25 protein-coding genes are annotated in these 20,424 nt (G+C 35.9%); 17 read left to right on the top strand and 8 right to left on the bottom strand.

The window, feature by feature from the left end; translation table 11 throughout:
• Positions 1-8 precede the first annotated feature (8 nt).
• From FUA48_RS06000 to FUA48_RS05965, 8 genes are all read left to right on the top strand, one after another.
• Positions 9-434, top strand: coding sequence for a WG repeat-containing protein (locus FUA48_RS06000; RefSeq protein WP_147584959.1), 426 nt, complete (start codon positions 9-11; stop codon positions 432-434).
• Positions 435-444: 10 nt separating this feature from the next.
• Entirely contained in the window at positions 445-990 is a 546-nt protein-coding gene (locus tag FUA48_RS05995) for an RNA polymerase sigma factor (RefSeq protein ID WP_147582703.1), read from the top strand.
• A complete protein-coding gene (locus FUA48_RS05990; protein WP_147582702.1) occupies positions 980-1,870 on the top strand; it encodes an energy transducer TonB in 891 nt (296 codons plus the stop codon). Before FUA48_RS05995 ends, FUA48_RS05990 begins: the two co-directional genes overlap by 11 nt.
• Before the next feature lie 256 nt (positions 1,871-2,126).
• Complete coding sequence (locus FUA48_RS05985; RefSeq protein ID WP_147582701.1) at positions 2,127-2,495, top strand: BlaI/MecI/CopY family transcriptional regulator; 369 nt, start codon at positions 2,127-2,129, stop codon at positions 2,493-2,495.
• A 20-nt stretch (positions 2,496-2,515) separates the two neighbouring features.
• Positions 2,516-2,995: an energy transducer TonB gene (locus FUA48_RS05980; RefSeq protein WP_147582700.1), complete on the top strand. Its 480-nt coding sequence runs from the start codon at positions 2,516-2,518 to the stop codon at positions 2,993-2,995.
• 9 nt (positions 2,996-3,004) lie between these two features.
• Positions 3,005-4,405 carry a M56 family metallopeptidase gene (locus FUA48_RS05975; RefSeq protein WP_147582699.1) on the top strand — a complete coding sequence of 467 codons (1,401 nt, stop codon included), beginning with the start codon at positions 3,005-3,007 and terminating at the stop codon, positions 4,403-4,405.
• A gap of 15 nt (positions 4,406-4,420) precedes the next feature.
• Complete coding sequence (locus FUA48_RS05970; protein WP_147582698.1) at positions 4,421-6,220, top strand: M56 family metallopeptidase; 1,800 nt, start codon at positions 4,421-4,423, stop codon at positions 6,218-6,220.
• Positions 6,221-6,375: 155 nt separating this feature from the next.
• Positions 6,376-7,476, top strand: coding sequence for a DUF4407 domain-containing protein (locus tag FUA48_RS05965; RefSeq protein ID WP_147582697.1), 1,101 nt, complete (start codon positions 6,376-6,378; stop codon positions 7,474-7,476).
• Positions 7,477-7,572: 96 nt separating this feature from the next.
• Here FUA48_RS05965 and FUA48_RS05960 read toward each other — a convergent pair whose 3' ends face one another.
• Positions 7,573-8,004 (bottom strand): 3-hydroxyacyl-ACP dehydratase FabZ family protein, encoded by a 432-nt coding sequence (locus FUA48_RS05960; protein ID WP_147582696.1) that lies wholly within the window; start codon positions 8,002-8,004, stop codon positions 7,573-7,575.
• Positions 8,005-8,118: 114 nt separating this feature from the next.
• Between FUA48_RS05960 and FUA48_RS05955 the strand changes: the two genes are divergently transcribed.
• Positions 8,119-9,132, top strand: coding sequence for a hypothetical protein (locus FUA48_RS05955; protein ID WP_147582695.1), 1,014 nt, complete (start codon positions 8,119-8,121; stop codon positions 9,130-9,132).
• Between the two features lie 123 nt (positions 9,133-9,255).
• On the opposite strand, the gene FUA48_RS05950 is transcribed toward FUA48_RS05955, so the two are convergent.
• From FUA48_RS05950 to ruvC, 5 genes are read right to left on the bottom strand one after another with little or no spacing between them, the layout of a single operon-like run.
• The gene (locus FUA48_RS05950; RefSeq protein WP_147582694.1) at positions 9,256-9,624 is read right to left on the bottom strand and encodes an MmcQ/YjbR family DNA-binding protein; all 369 of its coding nucleotides are present in this window, start codon (positions 9,622-9,624) and stop codon (positions 9,256-9,258) included.
• Positions 9,625-9,646: 22 nt separating this feature from the next.
• A complete protein-coding gene (locus FUA48_RS05945; protein WP_147582693.1) occupies positions 9,647-10,000 on the bottom strand; it encodes a DUF4260 domain-containing protein in 354 nt (117 codons plus the stop codon).
• Positions 9,997-10,761 (bottom strand): cyclase family protein, encoded by a 765-nt coding sequence (locus FUA48_RS05940; RefSeq protein ID WP_147582692.1) that lies wholly within the window; start codon positions 10,759-10,761, stop codon positions 9,997-9,999. Before FUA48_RS05940 ends, FUA48_RS05945 begins: the two co-directional genes overlap by 4 nt.
• A 15-nt stretch (positions 10,762-10,776) precedes the next feature.
• A complete protein-coding gene (gene hemW / locus FUA48_RS05935) occupies positions 10,777-11,916 on the bottom strand; it encodes a radical SAM family heme chaperone HemW (RefSeq protein WP_147582691.1) in 1,140 nt (379 codons plus the stop codon).
• A 16-nt stretch (positions 11,917-11,932) separates the two neighbouring features.
• Positions 11,933-12,484 (bottom strand): crossover junction endodeoxyribonuclease RuvC, encoded by a 552-nt coding sequence (ruvC, locus tag FUA48_RS05930; protein ID WP_147582690.1) that lies wholly within the window; start codon positions 12,482-12,484, stop codon positions 11,933-11,935.
• 23 nt (positions 12,485-12,507) lie between these two features.
• On the opposite strand from ruvC, the gene FUA48_RS05925 reads away from it, so the two are divergent.
• Positions 12,508-13,440 (top strand): hypothetical protein, encoded by a 933-nt coding sequence (locus tag FUA48_RS05925; protein ID WP_147582689.1) that lies wholly within the window; start codon positions 12,508-12,510, stop codon positions 13,438-13,440.
• A 2-nt stretch (positions 13,441-13,442) separates the two neighbouring features.
• Here FUA48_RS05925 and FUA48_RS05920 read toward each other — a convergent pair whose 3' ends face one another.
• A complete protein-coding gene (locus tag FUA48_RS05920) occupies positions 13,443-13,919 on the bottom strand; it encodes a hypothetical protein (protein ID WP_147582688.1) in 477 nt (158 codons plus the stop codon).
• A gap of 269 nt (positions 13,920-14,188) precedes the next feature.
• On the opposite strand from FUA48_RS05920, the gene FUA48_RS18475 reads away from it, so the two are divergent.
• The 6 genes from FUA48_RS18475 to FUA48_RS05895 all read left to right on the top strand — a co-directional run bounded on the left by FUA48_RS18475 (position 14,189) and on the right by FUA48_RS05895 (position 16,920).
• On the top strand, positions 14,189-14,596 hold the full coding sequence (locus FUA48_RS18475) for a fatty acid desaturase family protein (RefSeq protein ID WP_205729435.1): 408 nt from the start codon (positions 14,189-14,191) through the stop codon (positions 14,594-14,596).
• On the top strand, positions 14,568-15,296 hold the full coding sequence (locus FUA48_RS05915; protein ID WP_205729447.1) for a fatty acid desaturase family protein: 729 nt from the start codon (positions 14,568-14,570) through the stop codon (positions 15,294-15,296). Before FUA48_RS18475 ends, FUA48_RS05915 begins: the two co-directional genes overlap by 29 nt.
• Before the next feature lie 46 nt (positions 15,297-15,342).
• Entirely contained in the window at positions 15,343-15,630 is a 288-nt protein-coding gene (locus FUA48_RS05910; protein WP_147582687.1) for a hypothetical protein, read from the top strand.
• Between the two features lie 30 nt (positions 15,631-15,660).
• A complete protein-coding gene (locus FUA48_RS05905) occupies positions 15,661-16,221 on the top strand; it encodes a helix-turn-helix domain-containing protein (RefSeq protein ID WP_147582686.1) in 561 nt (186 codons plus the stop codon).
• A gap of 187 nt (positions 16,222-16,408) precedes the next feature.
• A complete protein-coding gene (locus FUA48_RS05900; protein ID WP_147582685.1) occupies positions 16,409-16,714 on the top strand; it encodes a hypothetical protein in 306 nt (101 codons plus the stop codon).
• Between the two features lie 5 nt (positions 16,715-16,719).
• Entirely contained in the window at positions 16,720-16,920 is a 201-nt protein-coding gene (locus tag FUA48_RS05895; protein ID WP_147582684.1) for a CsbD family protein, read from the top strand.
• A gap of 165 nt (positions 16,921-17,085) precedes the next feature.
• Here FUA48_RS05895 and FUA48_RS05890 read toward each other — a convergent pair whose 3' ends face one another.
• On the bottom strand, positions 17,086-17,463 hold the full coding sequence (locus FUA48_RS05890) for a hypothetical protein (protein WP_147582683.1): 378 nt from the start codon (positions 17,461-17,463) through the stop codon (positions 17,086-17,088).
• Positions 17,464-17,685: 222 nt separating this feature from the next.
• On the opposite strand from FUA48_RS05890, the gene FUA48_RS05885 reads away from it, so the two are divergent.
• Positions 17,686-20,394 carry a BspA family leucine-rich repeat surface protein gene (locus FUA48_RS05885; protein WP_147582682.1) on the top strand — a complete coding sequence of 903 codons (2,709 nt, stop codon included), beginning with the start codon at positions 17,686-17,688 and terminating at the stop codon, positions 20,392-20,394.
• Positions 20,395-20,424 lie beyond the last annotated feature (30 nt).

Below are 20,424 nucleotides of genomic sequence, written 5' to 3'. Positions count from 1 at the left end.
TTATTTTTATGAGAAATATTTTTATTACAACCTTAGTTATTTTATCTTCGGCAGTTGGTGCTCAGGAAAAAAGCAACAACAAACCGGAAAACTGGATTAAGGTTGAAAAAGACGGCTTTACAGGCTATATAGACGAGTTTGGACAGGAAATAGTTCCTGCAATATATGATGATATTACAGATTTTGGCATTTACTGCCCGGATACAGCAGTTGTAGAAAAGGATGGTTTTATAGGACTTATAAGCCTTATTGATGGCAATCAGGTTTGTAAACCTCAATATGAATCGATGAATACGTCTGACAAAAATCCTAACGGATGGATAATGGTCGAAAAAGATGGTTTTTATGGATTTATAGACTGCAACGGACAGGAAGTCGTAAAACCGATATACAGCAACATAGAAATAGCAACAGAAAACGGAACAGAACAGTAACAACTGATACATGACCGAACAGCAATTGATACAAGGCTGCAAAAAACAGGACAGGCTCACACAGAATCATGTCTACAAAACCTATGGCTCTAAGGTAATGGGTATTTGTAAACGTTACATGAAAGACCATGAGCGTGCCGAAGAAATGGTTATGAACACTTTTCTTACTGTTTTTCAAAAAATAAGCCAGTACAATAACCAGGGAAGTTTTGAAGGCTGGATTTTAAGGATAGCTGTTAACTGCTGCCTTATGGAGTTACGAAAAAAGACGAATTTTAAAAATGAAGTGAGTACGGATGATGTATCCATACCGGTATTAAATAATGACAGTGACCTTTGGCGTGATGATGTTGAAAAAATGCTGAACTACCTGCCTGAAGGAGCAAGAATAGTATTTAACCTGTATGCTATAGAAGGCTATAAGCATGCTGAAATTGCTGAACAGCTTGGAATAAGCGAAGGAACATCAAAATCGCAGCTTAGCTATGCAAAAGAGAAATTAAAAAAAACTTTTTTTAGCTCACTAACCCCAAAAGCAGTAAACTATGAAAGATAACGAACTGTTTAAACATTTTAAGGATCGGAGCGATTCGTTTAACGAACCGCCGGGGGATCAGTTGTGGTCTAGAATAGAAGAACAACTTAACATTACCCCTAACCCTGCTATGGTTAGAAAAGGGGTTATGTATAAAGCACTTATTGCAACAGGAGTTATAGCCATTGCCGGCAGTATAGTTATTTTTAATTATTTAGAAAAAGAAAATATTGAACCTGCAGTTATTAAAACTGAACAACCTCAACAAATAATAAATGAGCCAGTGGTTACAGATCCGGCTCCTGAAGAAAAACAGATAGTTGCTGACATACCGGAAGAGAAACCGGTTATAAAGGAAGAGCCTAAGAAACCTGAGCCTAAAAAAGAACCGGTTGCAGTTGCTGCCGTAAAGAAAGAACCGGCGCCTGCTAAAAAAGAGGCTCCTGTTGCCCAAAAAACAACTTTGCCGACAACAGCATTAAAAGGTGAAGAACTAAAAAGTAAAGAATCTGAAACAATAGAATTTACCATTAAAAAGGAACATGACAGCCTGCAAACAGACCATATAAACTTTAACAGGGTTTTCAGTCCGGAGAAGCTTACCAAACAACCGGAGTTTCCCGGTGGCACACAGGCATTTTATGTTCAGATAAGCAGGAAATTTGTAGTTAAACAGGCAATACCTGAAGGCGATTATAAAGTAAATATTTCGTTTGTAATAGAAAAAGACGGTACACTTTCTAACATTAAGGCGATAGACGATCCAGGTTACGGATTTAGCGAACAGGTTATAAAAGCATTTAGTTCGCTTACACAAAAATGGACTCCGGGGCAAATAGACGGAAGACCTGTTAGAACAAGTTATAATTTACCGTTTAGCATAAACATTAAAAAAGGTTAAGCTCAAACATAAACAAACCACCTTACCTATTAGTATTTTTTTTATCATGTGTGAAAAAACGCCGTAAAGGCGTTTTTTTTTGCTTTGCTCCCAACCTTTAGCACAAAAAAATTATCTATATAGTATAAGCCACACCGTGCCTTAATACTAACTAACTCACTAATCCACCCTTGTTTGGGTGGATTTTTTATTTAAAAAAGTTGCACATATTAAATTTTATTCTACATTTGTAGAAACAATTCTAAAATTGTAGAACATGCAACTTACAAAAACAGAAGAACAGGTAATGGAACTTTTATGGAAACTGGAAAAAGCTTTCATGAAAGACCTTATGGATTTGTTTCCTGAACCCAAACCTGCTCCCACTACTCTTGCCACACTTTTAAAGAGAATGACCGAAAAAGGCTTTGTAGGCTATAAGGAGTTTGGCAAATCAAGGGAATACTACCCCTTGGTAGAAAAGTCGGATTACTTTTCTAAACAGGTGAACGGGATAATAAAAAACTTCTTCAATAATTCTGCCTCTCAGTTTGCTTCTTTTTTCACCAAGGAAACTAACATGAGTACAAAGGAGCTGGAAGAACTAAGAGCCATTATAGACAAGGAGATACAAAAGAAAAAATAACAATCATCATTATAAAATTTATGACACTTAAAAATAATCCTTTATTAAACGTATTAAACAAAAAAACAATAATAGCAATTGCATGCACAGGCATACTGTATCCTGTTAATATAACAGCCGCAAAACAGCCTTTTTCAAAATTTAAGGAAGTAAAATTATATCAGGACCAGGAAGAAAAAATATATCCGGTAAAAAAACTTGATATAAAGCCACAATACGTTGGTGGCGAGGAAAAGTTTTATGATTACTTCAGAAACAATCTTAATATTCCTGAAGTTGATAAAGATGTAAAAATAATAACCGAGATGTCTTTTGTTATCGAAAAAGACGGCACTATGAGCAACTTTAAAATAGAAAAAGGAGGGGAATATGGTGTAGGTGAAGAAGCCATAAGGGTGTTAAAAGAAATGCCTTCTGAGTGGATTCCGGGTCAAAAAAACGGTAAGGCTGTCAGAAGTCTCTTCAAACTTCCAATAACCTTAAGAGTAAAAAAATCTTAAAACAAAGTAATGAGCGAATTTCTTATAAAATCGGCAATAAGCATGGCAGTACTCCTACTGGTGTACAGGCTGCTTTTGGAAAAAGAAAAAATGCATCGTTTTAACAGGTTCTACCTGTTATTTAGCCTGCTGTTTTCATTAGCTATTCCATTTTTAAGTTATAGTCCGCAAACAACAAACAGCATTGCAACAACAGTTAGCCAAATGCCTACTATACTGTTACAGGAAGTTACCTTGGGTGAAAAAATGCAAACCTTCGGACTTTTGCAATGGATTATAGATGTTTACAGCTTAATTACAGCAATCCTCCTTATACGATTTGCAAGAAACCTTCTCTCATTCGCTAAAAAAATTAAAAACAACAAAAAAATAAGTTATAAGACTGCAATACTAGTACTGCTTCCTTATAAAACCTTACCACACACCTTCCTTAATTACATCTTTGTAAGCGGGGATGACCATACTAAAAATGCTATTGAAAAAGATCTTTACACGCACGAGTTAGCACACGTAAACCAAAAGCATACTATGGACATCCTGCTTGCAGAGGTATTAAAAACCATTTTTTGGTTTAACCCTGTAGTTTACTTCTATAAAAAGGCCATACAACTCAACCATGAGTTTCTGGCCGATGAAGCAGTAATAACTACAAATCATAATACAACAGGCTACCAAAGCCTGTTACTTAAACTAGCATCCGGAGATTCTGTTGCACTGGCCAGCAACATAAACTTTTCTATAACTAAAAAACGATTTGTTATGATGACTAAAACCACACCTAAATTACAGGCACTGGGTAAACAATTACTGATAGTCCCACTTATGGCAGGACTGTTTTTAATTTCCTGTGCAGACAACGAAACAAACAAGAACAACGAAACTGAATCGAATGCTGCAGCAAATAGCGAAGTTGAGAGCAACGATGTAGAAGTAAGCAACAGTGAACCTGTTACTAATGAAGCAGACAGCAAAGAAGCAGTTAGCGAGAAAAAGGACGCAGAAAAAATTCCACCATCGGTTAAAAAGACGGAAGTTGTAAAAGTAGCTGAAGAAAAAGAAATCCCATCGAAGTCTGCCTCAGACTCAGATGTTATACGCAATGTTGCCGGGCTAACAAAACAACCGGAATACCCCGGAGGCATGCAGGCTTTTTATAATTATATAACTGAAAACTTTATCATTCCTGACATAAAAGAAGACAAAACTTTAAAGGTATTTGTTTCGTTTATTGTTGAGAAAGACGGGTCTATGAGTAATATTAAAATATTGAGAGACCCCGGTTACGGTTTAGGAGAAGAAGCATTAAGAGTATTAAAATCTATACCGAAAAAATGGACTCCGGGTGAAATGAATGGTGAATTAGTAAGGACTAATTATACCATACCGGTTACCATCAATGTAAAATCATAAAAAAGGGGCTAAACCATGAGCGAATTCCTTATAAAATCGGTAATAAGTATGACAGTGCTATTACTGGTATATAAATTATTTCTTGAAAGGGAGAAAATGCACCGCTTTAACAGGTTTTACTTATTGTTTAGCCTATTTTTTTCTCTGTCAATACCATTTATAAATATTCCGATATATGTTGAAGTTGAAGTGGCACAAGCGCCAGCACAGGTTATACAAAAGGTAACAGATACTTTCACGGTTACACCAGTGGCAATATCGCCTACAGAAATTATAACCAGTGAACCAAAAGTTGATTACCTGCCTTATGCTATATGGGGTATATACGCTTTGGTAACATTAATCCTGACAGTACGATTTGCTTTAAATATTGCACAGTTTTATAAGAGAAAAAGACAAAATGAAAAAGTTCCTTATAACGGAGCTACCATTATTTTACTGGAAGAGGACATACTGCCTCACACCTTTTTAAACAACATCTTTCTTAATAAGAAAGAATACAAAAGCCAAAGTATAGAACCGGAACTCTACAATCATGAACTTACGCATGTAAAGCAGCGCCACACCTTAGATATACTTTTTATCGAATTGCTTAAAACCGTATTCTGGTTTAACCCGCTGCTTTATTTTTATAAAAAAGCCATACAGCTTAACCATGAGTTCCTTGCAGACGAAAAGGTAGTTGAAATCAACAATGTAACCTATTATCAACAATTATTACTAAACAAGGCTTCCTTAAAAACTGCAACTATATCGCTGGCTAGCAACCTTAATTTTTCTATAACTAAAAAGCGATTTGTTATGATGACTAAAACCACACCTAAAATTAAAACACTTACACTTAAACTGGCATCTGCATTAACCGTTGCCGGAATAATATATTTTTTAAGCACAGAAAATGTAGCTTATGCCGATACGCAAAAAAACGAAACACTCACAACAACTGATTCTATTACTCCAGACAATAGGAGAGACGAATATTTTAAGGGAGTACGAATAATAATTCAGGACAGCCTTAGAAAAGTTTTTATAAATGTTCCTTATGAAAAACTCTCTTTAGAACAAAAACGATACTATTTCCCAACCGTACCAAAGAAAAAGGGAGAAGCCGATGGAGTAAGTGAAGAAGATTATAAATTTTCATTAGATCAGGAGGACGGCCATTTTTACATTGACAACACTAAGACAAGCAGGGAGGAATTCCTTAAGCATAAAAGGGAGGAATTTGCCTCCAACGGATTTAAAGCTCATGGAGGAACAGTTGTTGACGGTAAGCCTAAAATGACTTTTATGCTGTTTTTCTACACTTATCCCTACTACAATAAACATGTAAAACATATAAATGATCATTATCCTGATAAAACATGTAAAATCACAATTAGTGAAAAACCTGTTGACAGAGATGGATACAAAATTGAAAAAACCGGAAATGAGATAGGTAAGAGTGACAAAGAAGTAATGGACATGAGAGTGGAAAAAATGATGAGTTCGGCTAATTACAATTTTGAAGAGGAAAATGCAAAAAGTGCCCATAGCAGAGTTGCAGAGTTTCCCGGAGGCTATGAAGCATTTGAACAATATATCCAGAAAAATATTGATTTGGAAAGTGTTATGAAAGACAAACAAATACTTATAGGGTACACCATAAATACAGACGGTTCGATTTCCAATGTAGAAGTTTATGGCAATTGGGATAACAAGGAAATGATAACCAAAATAAAAAAGGTGTTTCAGGCTTCCCCTAAATGGATCCCTCAACAAAAAGATGGAAAGCCTGTAAAAACAAGTACCAGCTACAGCTATTTAAAAAAATAATAAACTAACAACCACACCATCTTACTATATTACCAAAATCCGCCACGAAGGGCGGATTTTTTATTTCTTAAAACAAAACAAACCAACAGGTTACAACATTTATAGTAAAAAACACGTTACCTTTGTATCATCATCAATCAAAAAATCAAATCATCATGCTAAAGCGTTTTTTTATCATCTGCTCGGGGGCAGATAAAAACCTTATCTATTCCTGTTCTAACGGCGAACAAAATAAATATGCCGGTATAGGGGCAACGGTTTTCTTTACAGCTGTAATGGCATTTATAGCTGCAAGCTATGCCCTTTATACCGTTTTTGATAATATTTATACTTCCATATTTTTCGGACTTATCTGGGGACTGCTCATTTTCAACCTTGACAGGTTTATTGTTTCCACCATAAGGAAAAGGGACAAATTCGGGCAGGAACTGTTACAGGCTACTCCACGAATTATCCTGGCGCTGATTATTGCGGTGGTAATATCAAAACCGCTGGAAATAAAAATCTTCCAAAAGGAAATTGACACCGTATTGCTTAAGGAAAAGAACGAACTGGCTATGGCTAATAAAAAGCAGGTGGCCAATTACTACCAATCGGATCTAGAAAAGAACAAAGCAGCCATAGACAGCCTGAAATCGGAAATTACCAAAAAAGAGAAAGAGGTAAACGACCTGTACAGCACTTATATTACAGAAGCAGAAGGCACCAGCGGCACCATGAAACTGGGCAAAGGCCCTGTTTATAAGGAAAAACGTGAAAAGCACGATGCCGCATTGTCACAATTGGATACCTTAAGAAAAACCAATCAGGAAAAAATTACCGCAAAAGAGAAGGAAGCTGCCACACTTTTAGCCAGTCAGGATAAAAAAATAACGGAGTCGCAGCCTATAATAGATAATTTTGACGGACTGATGGCGCGTATAAATGCGCTTAACAAGTTACCGTTGCTTCCGTCACTGTTTATTATGTTGCTGTTTTTAGCCATAGAAACAGCCCCTATAATCGCCAAATTACTCTCCCCTAAGGGTGAGTATGATTTTAAACTGGAAGACAGCGAGACAGCCTTAAAAACGAATTTAGCACAAAACATCTATCAGCGCGAACTGATGCGCACTACCGATGCCGGTATTTATGATGATGTATATGCCGAAATAAGACAGGACAGGGAACTGTACAATTATAAAAAGAAAAAGGCTATTGAACTGCTGGAAATGCAGGCCGACAGCTTTAGTGAAAAACAAAAGAGTGTTATGTAAATAAAAAAGAGCCAATTGGCTCTTTTTTATTTACATCAATCCGAGTTGTCATTTCGACTCAAGCATAGCGAAGTGGAGAAATCTCAAATATCAAATCTATCTATCACCTCCGTCTATACGGATTGACATCCATGAGGCTTCCATAAGCAAGGTATCTCCAAAAAAGGCCTTGCCCGATTGTTTTATTATCTTTTCACTCATCCGCAGGTTACTTATCTCATAACGTACTTTCTCACCATATTTTACCTCATCAAAAAACTGAACCGACTCTATATGGGCTAAAGCAAATATTCCGTTTGTTATTCCCAGCAATCGCACTCCAGCACCACCGCACTGCGCCATAGATTCTAAAATTACAGTTCCGGGAACAATTCCTGTTTCAGGGTTACTGCCTTTTAAAAGCACATTATTATGATTAAACGTTGTAATACCAATAATTTCTTCCTGAGTTGCCGAGATTATTTCATCAACAAACAAAAAAGGATAACGGTGCGGAATAAGCTGTTCTATATTGGTCGTGCTTTTCATAAGGTAATAAGGTTAAGCAAGTATAACTCTTTAATTGCTTACTTATTACTTTTTAAGAAGTTTTTCTAAGTGATAAAACTTTAATACATTTATAAACCACACAAACACCTGTATATGAAATCAATACTTTTATTATTACTGATTCTAACCGCTAATTTCTGTATGGCTCAGGAAGTAGCTTTTGATCCTTCAGGTCATGCCGAGACAAGTTTGAAATATCCTGATAAAACCTCAGATGAAGTTTACAACAGGCTGGAAAATTTTATTGACAAGTTTTATGGCTTTAAAAATAAGGAAGCTGTAATGGTCGATTCGGTTAATAAAACTTTTGAAATAAATAGCATTATGTATAACGCTTTATGTAGAAAACATTTTCCAGAGCGACAACCTAATGTTTGCTCAAGTTATGAAATGGTAATAAAAGTAATTGACAAAACCTTAAAAATCACAATTCAGCATAAGGAATTTTTAGATTGGAACGTACCTTATTATATTGATTTTAAAGATTTATACAACAATACAGAGAGCAATCCATTAATCCATGAAAATGAATATGTTTTTTTTAACAGACAGTTTAATGGGTTATTAAAATCCATTGATATTGCTATTAAAACAAACACACTTATCGACTTAGCCGGGACTAATGTAGAATATGAATTATATAATAAAAATCTATTAAAGTTAAATAAAAAAGGCATCGCCACAACCTCTATATCACACACAGGGGATATAGCTGCTTTGCACGACATAAGCATGAACTTTATTAATAAATATTTTGTAAAACCAAGCTTTGAAGAAGACACTATATCAAATACAATTACACTTCACTCCAAAATATACGATGTATTTAACCGAAAAAGATACTTTCTGAGTTCTAAACCAGTAATAATAAATACTTCCTATATTATTAAATTGAAATTTAACAAAAATCGAATTGATTTTGTTATTGAACATACGGGCTTTGAGGATGATGACTGGAAACCTTTGAGCATTCCTTATGAAAAGTTCATAAACAATAATTCTATTTTAAACGCATCCGATGAGGATAAAAGACACTTCAATAAAAACTATAATGCTTTTTTAAGTGCTTTTATATACTATCTGGAAAAAGGAGAAATGCACTTATAAAAACCTCTTGAAAGTAATTACATTTTATAATATCGGCCACAGGGAGACATCTCTAAGCACAACAAATTTGAGATTCTTCTCACCACTGCACTACGTTCTAAATGACAGTAGGGAAGTGTCATTTTATTGCTGGGCAGCTATTTCAGCCTGAAGTTTTTTGGTAAGGCTTTTAAAAACCAAATCATAGGAATGGTCTATCAGTTCCAATAGCAGCTTTTGAGGCACACCACTGTTTACCGTAACGGTATTCCAATGCACTTTACTCATATGGTATCCGGGTTTTATGCCTTCATATTCAGCACGCAATTCCTGGCTTCTGCCGGGATCGCACTTAAGGTTTATAGAAGGAGTGTTGGCTTCCCAACCCGCTAATGACGAAAGTGCAAACATTTTACCTCCCACCTTAAACACCAACGTATCTTCATCAAACGGAAAATGTTCGGTTACGCCTTTCTTAGCTAAGCAATAATCGTAATAAGACTGGATATTCATATTTTTATAGTTGCTGAGTTATTTAGTTCTTCCCTACTTCTCCCAAATGGGTAAACTTAAACCCTTTTTCATATTTAAGTCCGTAGCCAAACAGCCTGTCCATACTGGAATGCGCAAACCAGATTATCCCTGTTAACTGCACTAGCTGATTGTTGAAATACAATCCGGCAAGGTAAATAAGTATCGCCACTCCCCTATGATGAAAAAAATTATAGGCCCATGCCCCTGCTTTATTACCAAACAGGTAACCCAGCATAGAAAAATCGGGCACTAATATTAAAACTAAAAACCACCACCATGCATAATCCAACAAGCTAAAGAAATAGATTCCCAACAGGAACAAAGCGGCTTCTTCCAGTTTTATAAGTGTTTTCATTTTAGTTTGTATAATACAGGTTTACTAGGGCTGGCATCATTTTCAAAAGAGGCTATCTGCAAATTCAGTAAATAACTGCCATCTGTAACCTCATCGTTTACATAAATCATTTCGGTAATGGTCGCATCATGCCTTGCATCGGCATTAAGATTATTTACATCCTTGACATTCCAAAAGGCTTTGTGGGCTAACAGTTTCCCTTCATCTTTTTCCTTGTCCACACTTGGCAGGTCAATAAGCAAATGCTTAATACGGCATTCGCGTATATAAGTTGCTGCCGCTTCCTCTAAATAGGGCGGATTTGTATTACTATAGTTCTTTGACTTCTTTACCACATCATTCGGCAGGGATCGTAAAACAATAGCTTCGGGCAATTTGCCTTCTAAAGCTTCTTCAACCTGTCTCTTTGTTATAACAAGGTCTTCCCCCTGCACTTGAGGCCGAATTGAAACTACTTCTGCCAAAAAGAAGAATTGTTTCAGAGCCTGGTTTATACTATAGAAATCTTTAGTGATATGCCCCAGGCATTCGGTATGAGTACCATGCCCATGTGGATTAAAGAAAATATTATTAAAATTTGTAGACGACCCTTCGCTTACCTTACCTACCCAGTCACCCATTTTTACAGGTTCTATTACCGGTTTATCTATATACCAGGCAATAGGATTATTATCCGTATTGGTTAGCGGAATAGAAATATCTATAGGTTTTGAAAGGTCAATTTCAAATGTAGTATTGTTATGCTGTATTGTAGCTTTCATTAAAATTGTTTGTTTTTAAGCTTCTTCCAAATTTATAAAAAACAGGTCACTCGCCAGTCCGTCGGCAAGAAACTTTCCTTTTTTGGTGGTTTTCAAGATACCATCTTCAAACGACAGTAGTTCACTGCTAATAAAATTAGCTGCTTCCTGCAGCATGTAGTTTTTATAAAGTATCCCGAACTCATTTTCTACCCTTTCGGCAGAAACACCCCAAATGGTGCGAAGTCCGGTCATTACATATTCATTATACCTGTCGGAAATTGTTAGCTTTTCTTTTTGAGAAGGTAATTCGCCATCCTCAATTGCTTTTAGATATAGTGCATTATTGGCTATGTTCCAGCTACGGGAAATACCGTCATAACTATGCGCCGACGGACCTATACCCAAATACTTTTTACCTAACCAATAGGCTGTATTATTTCGTGAAAAGTAGCCTTCCTTACCAAAATTAGAAAGTTCATAATGTACAAAACCATTTTCCTGAAGTTTATCCACAAGCAGTATAAAATGTTCCTGAGCCGCTTCGTCGCTGGGCTGTGCTATAATCCCTTTTTGCACAAAACTATGCAGGGCTGTTTTAGGTTCTACCGTAAGGGCATAACTTGAAATATGTGGCACACCAAACGATAATGCCTTTTCTACATTATGCAGCCAACGTTCGTTTGTCATTCCCGGCACTCCGTATATAAGATCTATAGAAATATTATCAAAATGCTTTACCGCTTCGGTAAGACATTCTACAGACTGCTGGGCATTGTGCGCGCGGTTCATCATCTTTAAGTCATCCTCAAAGAAAGACTGTATCCCAATGCTTAATCTGTTAATCGGACTATTAGAAAGTCGGTTAATCCTGTCTATCGATAAATCATCCGGATTGGCCTCCAGGGTTATTTCGGGATTGGCTGATATATGATAATTTTTACAAACCGTATCAATAAGAAAATTAATCTCTTCATTGTTCAGCACCGAAGGAGTTCCCCCTCCAAAATAAATGGTTTCTACCGTTTCGCTGGCAAACTCATTTTTTCTCTGGCTAATTTCTTTAGCAAGGGCATTTACCATTTCGTCTTTCTTTTTCATGGAAGTGGAAAAATGGAAATCGCAGTAATGGCATGCCTGCCTGCAAAAGGGGATATGAATATAAATACCTGCCATGAACTAAAGTTACAAATTATTTAACCCTGTTTTGGTTTTGCTTTACAAAAGCATCCCAGCCTGTATAGCTCTTGCCTACCACAGTTTTACCCGAGTTAAAGAAATGGCATACCGCTGCCGCAAGTCCATCGGTACTATCCAGGTTTTTAGGAATTTCCTTTAAGCCTAAAAGTTGCTGTAGCATTTTTGCCACCTGTTCCTTACTGGCGTTACCATTACCGGTAATAGCCATTTTTATTTTTTTAGGCTCATATTCAGTTATCGGTATTTGCCTTGATAATCCGGCTGCCATTGCTACCCCCTGTGCCCTGCCCAGTTTAAGCATAGACTGTACGTTTTTACCAAAAAACGGTGCCTCAATGGCTATTTCGTCGGGAAGGTGAGTATCTATAAGTTCTATAGTCCTTTCAAAGATAATACGCAGTTTTACATAGTGATCGTCATACTTACTTAACTGAAGTTCGTTAAGCTGTAAAAACTCCATTTTCTTATTAATAACCTTAATAAGTCCAAACCCCATAATGGTAGTTCCCGGGTCTATCCCTAATATAATGCGCTCGTTTGCCAATTTAATTTGTTTAATTTGCAGCCATGTTATCTCTCTCACGCAAAGCTAAACAATTCCTTACAGTACTCGTTAAACTTTTAATAGTTGGGGGTGCTTTTTATTTTATATACGGCAGACTTGCAGGAGATGAAAGCCCAGACTGGCTAAGATTCAGAGAGATATTCAATAATAACAGTGCCTATCTGCATGCGTTTATAATTTTAGTCCTTACCTTTTTAAACCGCTTTCTGGAAATCATAAAATGGCAAAATCTTGTTTCCTCATTTAAGGCAATACCCCTTTTACAATCAACAGCGCAGGTACTTTCGGCTATGACAGCAGCCCTCTTTACACCAAACGGCATAGGCGAATATGCCGCCAAAGCACTTTATTTTGAAAAAGCCCAAGCTAAAAACACAATCTTCCTTAATCTTGTTTGCAATGGCATTCAGCTTATAATTGCCGTTATGGCGGGACTGATGGGCCTTGCCGCATTCAATGCTTATTATCCTGTAATACGCGGTAGTTATCTGCTAATTTTATTAGCAATTCTCTTTATAATTATCGTACTGCTTTTTACTGCACGTAATTTTACAGTTAGGGGATACTCAGTACAAAAGATAATCGACAAGGTTAATGCACTACCTAAGCCTATACATCGAAAAAACACTTTGTTGGCTTTCGGGAGATACTTTTGCCTTATCCACCAGCATTACTTTTTGTTTTTACTGTTTGGCGTACACCAGCCCTACCCTGATATGATTGCTGCCATTACCGCCGTATATTTTTTAGGGTCGTCGTTACCTACCTTCCAGTTATTTGATTTTGCCGTACGGGGAAGCGTTGCCGTATTATTTTTTGGGCTAATGGGTGTAAATGAATGGATAGTGGTATTTGCTGCAACCCTGCAATGGCTGCTTAATATTGTTATCCCGGTAAGTATAGGAAGTTATTTTGTTTTCCGCTTTAATCGATAGGACTATTCGACATTAATAATGACAGGAAGTATAAACTGGCTTTTTACCGGTATGCCTTCTTTTTGTGCCGGTTCCACAGCAGGAAAATCAGCAAGCCTGCTTCTTAAAAGGCTGTCAATTTTAGATTTGTTATAAGCAACACTGTCATTAGGAAACTGCGGCTCAAAAGTAAGTGAGGCATCAGGATAAATGGTAACCTTTATTTCTATGGTGTCTATCTCAGGGTATAATAATGAAAGTGTATCCCTGTCTAACCGCTCCTGAACCAGCCTGGCCATAGACGAAAAAAAGCATTCTTTACGCTGCTCACTATCCATAACGCTGTCACATTCCCCTATGGAAGGGTACGAACTAACAGTCTGCATGTCTATCTGAGCACGGCGTTGTTGCAGCAATTCTTCCTCATCAGGAACCCGTTTCTCAAAATACTGACAGGAACCCAAAAGTAAAAGTGATAATACAACAGCTGCTTTTCTCATTATTGTGGTAATCGTTTTGGCATATCAGCCAAAAATAAGGAAATTTTCAGGAAGGAAAGTAAAACGTTTTCCTTATAAAGTTAAATCACATGTTAAATCCACCTATCCTGCAATAAATTCCCTTTATTTTCGTTATATTAGACACATAGAACTTCAACAAAAAAAGGACTTCCGAAAAAATTACAGTATTCTGATAATATAGTCTTCCTTTCACACTTATATAATTTTTACGATTTGAATAGTGAATAAAAGTTGCAGCTATTCATATTATGTCAAGATTAAAATTTAAAACCGCAGCAAAATCTGCTTTTTTCCCCACAGTCAGATTAAGAGTAGACAATTACTTTAAAGAATCGGATATCTCGCCAAACGCTAACGGAAACATGTGGCTTAAGATTACTTTTTTCCTGGGAACCTTTCTGCTTCTGTACTCTTTTATAATAACAGGTTTATTCAATAACTGGGTATTACTTTCATTAACTGTACTTCTTGGTATGTTTAGCGCATTTATAGGATTTAATATCTGTCACGACGCCATACATGACTCCCTGTCATCAAACAAAAATGTAAATAAGGGTTTTAGTTTTTTGTTTAATCTGGTAGGTGCAAACCCATATATGTGGAGCATTATGCACAATGTAGTACACCATACCTTTACCAACATACCCGGGCCATGACGAAGATCTTATAGTAGCACCGGGACTTATACGCATCTCGCAGGAAGAACCCGTAAACAAAATACAGCGTTTTCAGCATATATATGCCTTCCCGTTATACAGCCTGGCATCACTGTCATGGGTATTTAGAAAAGACTACAAAAAATTCTTTCAGTCAAAAATTGGTGAAATCCGGATTAAACACCCCAAAATAGAATATTTCAATCTTTTCTTTTTCAAGGGATTATACTATTTCCTGTTCATCATACTTCCCCTGTTACTGCTTAAGCTTACCTGGTGGCAGTTTCTTATTGGGTTTATGGCACTGCATATTACAAAAGGCTTAACTATGGGGCTTGTTTTTCAGTTAGCCCATGTTGTGGAAGGAACCGATTTCCCAAAACCTAATGAAGAAGGAAATATTGAAGACAACTGGGCAGAGCATCAGCTAAGAACAACCGCTAACTTTGCATCAGGCAACAGTATTGCCGCATTCTTTTTAGGCGGACTGAACCAACAGATAGAGCATCATTTATTCCCAAGGGTTTGCCATGTTCACTATAAAAAAATAGGAGCCATTGTAAAGGAAACGGCCCATGAATTTGATTTGCCTTACATAGAAAACCCCACTTTTTTTGACGCTTTAAAATCCCACTATGCTATGCTTAAAAAGCTTGGTAAACAAGCATATAGAAACAAAAATAAAACTATCTCTTTGTAATAGGAGTCTTTTATTGTTGTACCTTGTTTAACTAATAATAAGCTCTATGAAAAAATCTGAAAAAAAAGAACAATTGGCGAAGATGATAACGGAGTTCTTTAAGATAACAGATACTGTTGCTTTAACTGAAATACGCAATAAAATTTTTACCGAAATATTAAGGCTGCCCATGTCTTCAGGCGACAAGAACAATACCGAAGAGGCAATGTACCTTTGGAACTATAACAGCGATGCCTATATAAAAAACATAAAAAGCACTTCGGCCAAAGGAACGGTCATGGCGGACTTTACTGCAATGATGAAAATTATAGACATCTCTCTATTGGGCAATTAACAACTATTCAAACTCTAAAGACTTTATATTTTGAAAATTTTCATAAAATATATGGTGAGCCTTCGTTGCAAAATGATTGTAAAAGCAGAGCTTGATAAGCTGGGTATTACTTACGGAGCTGTAGAACTAGGTGAAATAGAAATAAAAGAACCAATATCTGTACAGCAAACCTCATCCTTAAAAACAGCACTGCTTTTGACAGGACTTGAACTGATGGACGACAAAAAATCTATATTAATTGAAAAGATAAAAAATATAATTATAGAGCTCGTTTACACAGATAATGAAATACTCAAAACAAAAAAATCAGAATATATAAGCACTAAACTTAATTACGACTACACTTATCTGGCTAATATATTTTCTGAAGCAACCGGTATTACTATAGAACACTATGTTATAAACCACAAGATAGAAAGGGTAAAAGAACTGCTTATTTATGATGAACTAAGTCTTACACAAATTTCTTACTTATTAAATTACAGCAGTGTGGCACATCTCTCTGCCCAGTTTAAAAAAATAACGGGATTAACACCTACCTTCTACAAAAACCTGAAAGAGAAAAAAAGGAAAGAATTGCAATACCTATGAATTGTATAAATCATATAAATATTTATACAACAACGTATTAAAAAAAACCACAACCTTTACTATAATCAAAAAGGAAAATATAAATACAGATGAGACTATAAATTAAATCGCTTAAAACAAAAACTAACCTAAGCTACTTAAGCATCATGACAGTCATGGTGCTTTTTTTATACCTAAAAAACATATTATGAACAGCATTGATAAAATTACGACCGAGATTACAAATCTTACAGATATCATAAAAAATACATTCCCATGGATGTATGAAAATTTGAGTGAGACCCCAATCTTTTTTTCTTACGAAGAAACAAAACACATAATTAGTGATTATTCCGGTTACAGGGATTCACTAAAATCTCAATTTACTGAAATGGTAAAAATATATGAATTACGAAAACATGAGAATAATGTAATACAAATAAAAAGTATTGCAACAACTCTAATTATAAAAAAGCAACCTTTGTTAGGAAGCAATTATGCTTCGTTAATATAATAACAATGGAAAATTCCAGAGAGAATTCGCAAGCAGTTAAGACAAGTTGGAAAGAACAAAAGGCAAAACTTAAACTAAAGTTTCCAAGCCTTACTGATTCTGACTTACATTTTGAAGAAGGTAAAAAAGATATAATGCTTAGAAGAGTGGAAACAAAACTTGGAAAAAGCAAAGAAGAATTTTCACAAATTCTTACCAGCCTATAGTAATTAAGCAGTGCTTAATTGTTTGGATGATGCTGAATTTCAGCTACAAGATGTCGATGATAGGAGATAGTATATGCTATCTCCTATCTGTTTTATAGTACTTAAATATATTACAAAAGCCTTTCGTTCCCGAAAGGCTTTTTTTATAAATTGATTGGTTATTTCTTAAGGCCAACTGCAATCGTAGCCTTTTTTTCTAGCATATTTAATAGCATCGGTATCATACGACTCGTAGTCTACCCCTAGGTCATATACCTTAAATTTACCACAGGTATCTTTGTATTTCATTTTTTTAGCTTTCTTGGCTTTAGATCCTGTTACATAATCAAGGGCTTTCTCTTCGGTTTTTTCACCTGCCCAAAGTGCCTGTACGGGGCCAACAGCAAACCAATAGCCTGCACTGTTTTGCCAGGTTACCGCATAAGCAGTGCCCGAAGGGCCTTCTTCTGTCATGTTCACTTTTTCACTCTTTGTAAAGGCAAAGCTTATAAAGATAACTGCCATGAGTATCGCGGCTGCAAAAAAAGATTTTTGTGTTTTCATAATGTATAGATTTAGTTTTTAATAAAATGTGTTTATATATTTCGTACTGTTTATTAACCAACTAAAAAGCTATATATTAAGCTTTTACTTTTTCAAAGATATATTTATAGGTTAAAGAATACAATACCTATAAATGGGTATTTTTTGAAAGGACCCGGAAAACATTACACTCTAATTTTCAGGTTTTTATTTTTATATTGCAGTTATAAAACCACACTAAACATGAAAAAACTTTACTTTTTATTTTCATTTGCCATGCTTTCGTTCTTGGCAAATGCACAAGAGCCTTTTATTACTACATGGGAGGTACAAGGCACATCTGATAATGACTTAACAATATGGGTCCCTGTAGCCTTCAATGAGGATAATAATTTCACTATAGACTATGGAGACGGAACGGTTTTTACAAACATTGAAAGCACTGATTATTATACTTACAGCAGTCCTGGAATATATACTGTTACAATGTCAGGAGATTTTCATGGACTTGATTTTTCAATGATATCAAACTACTTACTTAGCGGAAAGATAAAATCTATAGAACAATGGGGCGATATTGAATGGCTTGACATGGAAGAAGCATTCACATATTGCAGTAATTTAACCATAAATGCTACAGACGCTCCTAATCTAAGTCAGGTAACAAATATGACACGAATGTTTAGAGGATGCTATTCATTAAACCAATCTATCAACAATTGGGACGTTTCTAATATAACAAATATGGAAGGTATGTTCGCGGAAGCAACTTCTTTTAATCAACCATTGGATAGTTGGGATGTATCAAATGTTATTAGTATGCAAGGTATGTTTTGGTCTGCCAGTTCATTTAATCAACCATTAGACAATTGGAATGTATCTAATGTTACTGATATGAGCCACATGTTCCGACTTACATCCTTTAATCAACCTTTAAGCAGTTGGGATGTATCTAATGTTACTGACATGAGCTATATGTTCATAGACAACACTTCTTTCAATCAACCTTTGAGCAATTGGGATGTATCTAATGTTATAGACATGAGTTATATGTTTTATGGAGCATTAGCTTTTAATGAATCTTTAAACGATTGGATGCCTTCATCTGTAACAAACATGAATAACATGTTTACTGAAGCTACCGCATTTAATCAACCTATAAATAACTGGGACGTATCAAACGTTATGAATATGAGTAAAATGTTTTTTAAAGCATCAGCTTTTAATCAACCTGTTAACGACTGGGATGTATCAAATGCCACTAACATGAACGGTATGTTTTGGTCTGCTACAGCATTTAATCAGCCATTAGACAATTGGAATGTATTAAATGTTTTAGATATGTATAGTATGTTTTTTCAAGCTGATTCATTTAACCAAGATCTTTCAAACTGGCACTTTAATTCTAATATAATTTTATTCGGTTTCGTTGCAGACAGTAATCTTGATTCCCAAAATTACGACGCTCTACTATTAAGATTTGCACAGTTAGGTCTTGAAAATAAATCTTTAGGCGCCACAGGTTTAAAATATTGTGATTCTGCAGTAAGAGATTATTTAATTAATCAGTTAAACTGGAATATTTCTGGAGACAGTTATAATTTTTATTGTCAAAACAATAGCATTTCGGGAAATATAATTTTTGACGAAAATAATAATGGTTGCGATATAGATGACCCTAAAGCGAATAACTTTTTAGTAACTGCAAATGATGGTAATTTCACCTACTCAACTATCAGCTCAAACGGAGAATACAATCTAAGTGTTATGGAAGGTAATTACACAATACAGTTACTTAATCTCCCTGATTACTATACCGCAACACCGGCAACAGCAACGATAGAAATTACCGGGTTTGGCAATGAAGAAGAACTAAACTTTTGCCTTACTGCCAATCAAACCATTTCTGATCTAAACGTTACTCTTTTACCTTTAAGTGAGGCAAGGCCAGGGTTTGAATCCCAATACCGCCTTGTAGTTCAAAATATGGGAACACAAACCATAGCAGATGCAACTGCTACTTTTGGCTATAATGAAAATATACAAGAATTTTTAACGGCAAGCCTGCCTTCTTCTTCAACAACTGCTAATGAACTAACCTTTAATGTTGGCAACATTATGCCTTTTGAGAGCAAATCGGCAGACATTACCATGCAAACATTTGCACCACCTACTGTGAATGGCAATGAAGTAATAAACTTTCTAGCTTCGGTTACTCCGGACTCAAATGATTATACACCTAACGACAACACTTTTACTTACGACCAAACCGTAGTAAACTCTTTCGACCCTAACGACAAGACCGTATTGCAGGGTAGTGAAATATATATGGAGCAGACCGATGAATACCTGGATTATATAATACGATTCCAAAACACAGGGACTGCGAGCGCCATAACGGTGAGAATAGAGGATATTCTGCACGAAAATCTTGATTGGACTACTCTTACACCTATAAGCGCCAGCCATGACTATACTGTAACGATTACAGACGAAAACAAGGTTGAGTTTATTTTCAACAATATAAACCTGCCTCACGAAGAAGCCAATGAACCGGGAAGCCACGGTTTTATAGCTTACAAAATAAAGCCGGTACAGGACATACAAATTGGCGATATGATTACAGGAACGGCAGGCATATATTTTGATTATAACCTGCCTATCATTACCAACTCGGCTGACACTGAAGTGGTGGAATTATTAGGCGTAAATGATTTTGCAGTTAAAACCATCGCTGTTTACCCTAATCCTGCAAAAAACATTATAAACATAAAGCCTCAGGGAGAAGTATTAATTGAAGCTATAAAAATATACAACCTGCAGGGCAGGGAAATAATTTCCCTAAACGGAACACACCAAACGGTAGATATACAAAATCTTAGCAACGGAGTTTATTTCCTTAGCATAGAAACCGATAAAGGCCTGTCCAGACACAAGCTTATTAAAAACTAAAGTAAAAAAGCCTCCCGATTGGGAGGCTTT

This window comes from Flavobacterium alkalisoli (genome assembly GCF_008000935.1).
Taxonomy (GTDB): Bacteria; Bacteroidota; Bacteroidia; order Flavobacteriales; family Flavobacteriaceae; genus Flavobacterium; species Flavobacterium alkalisoli.
Note: the sequence above shows the minus strand (reverse complement) of the source record. Positions and strands in the feature narration are given on the sequence as shown.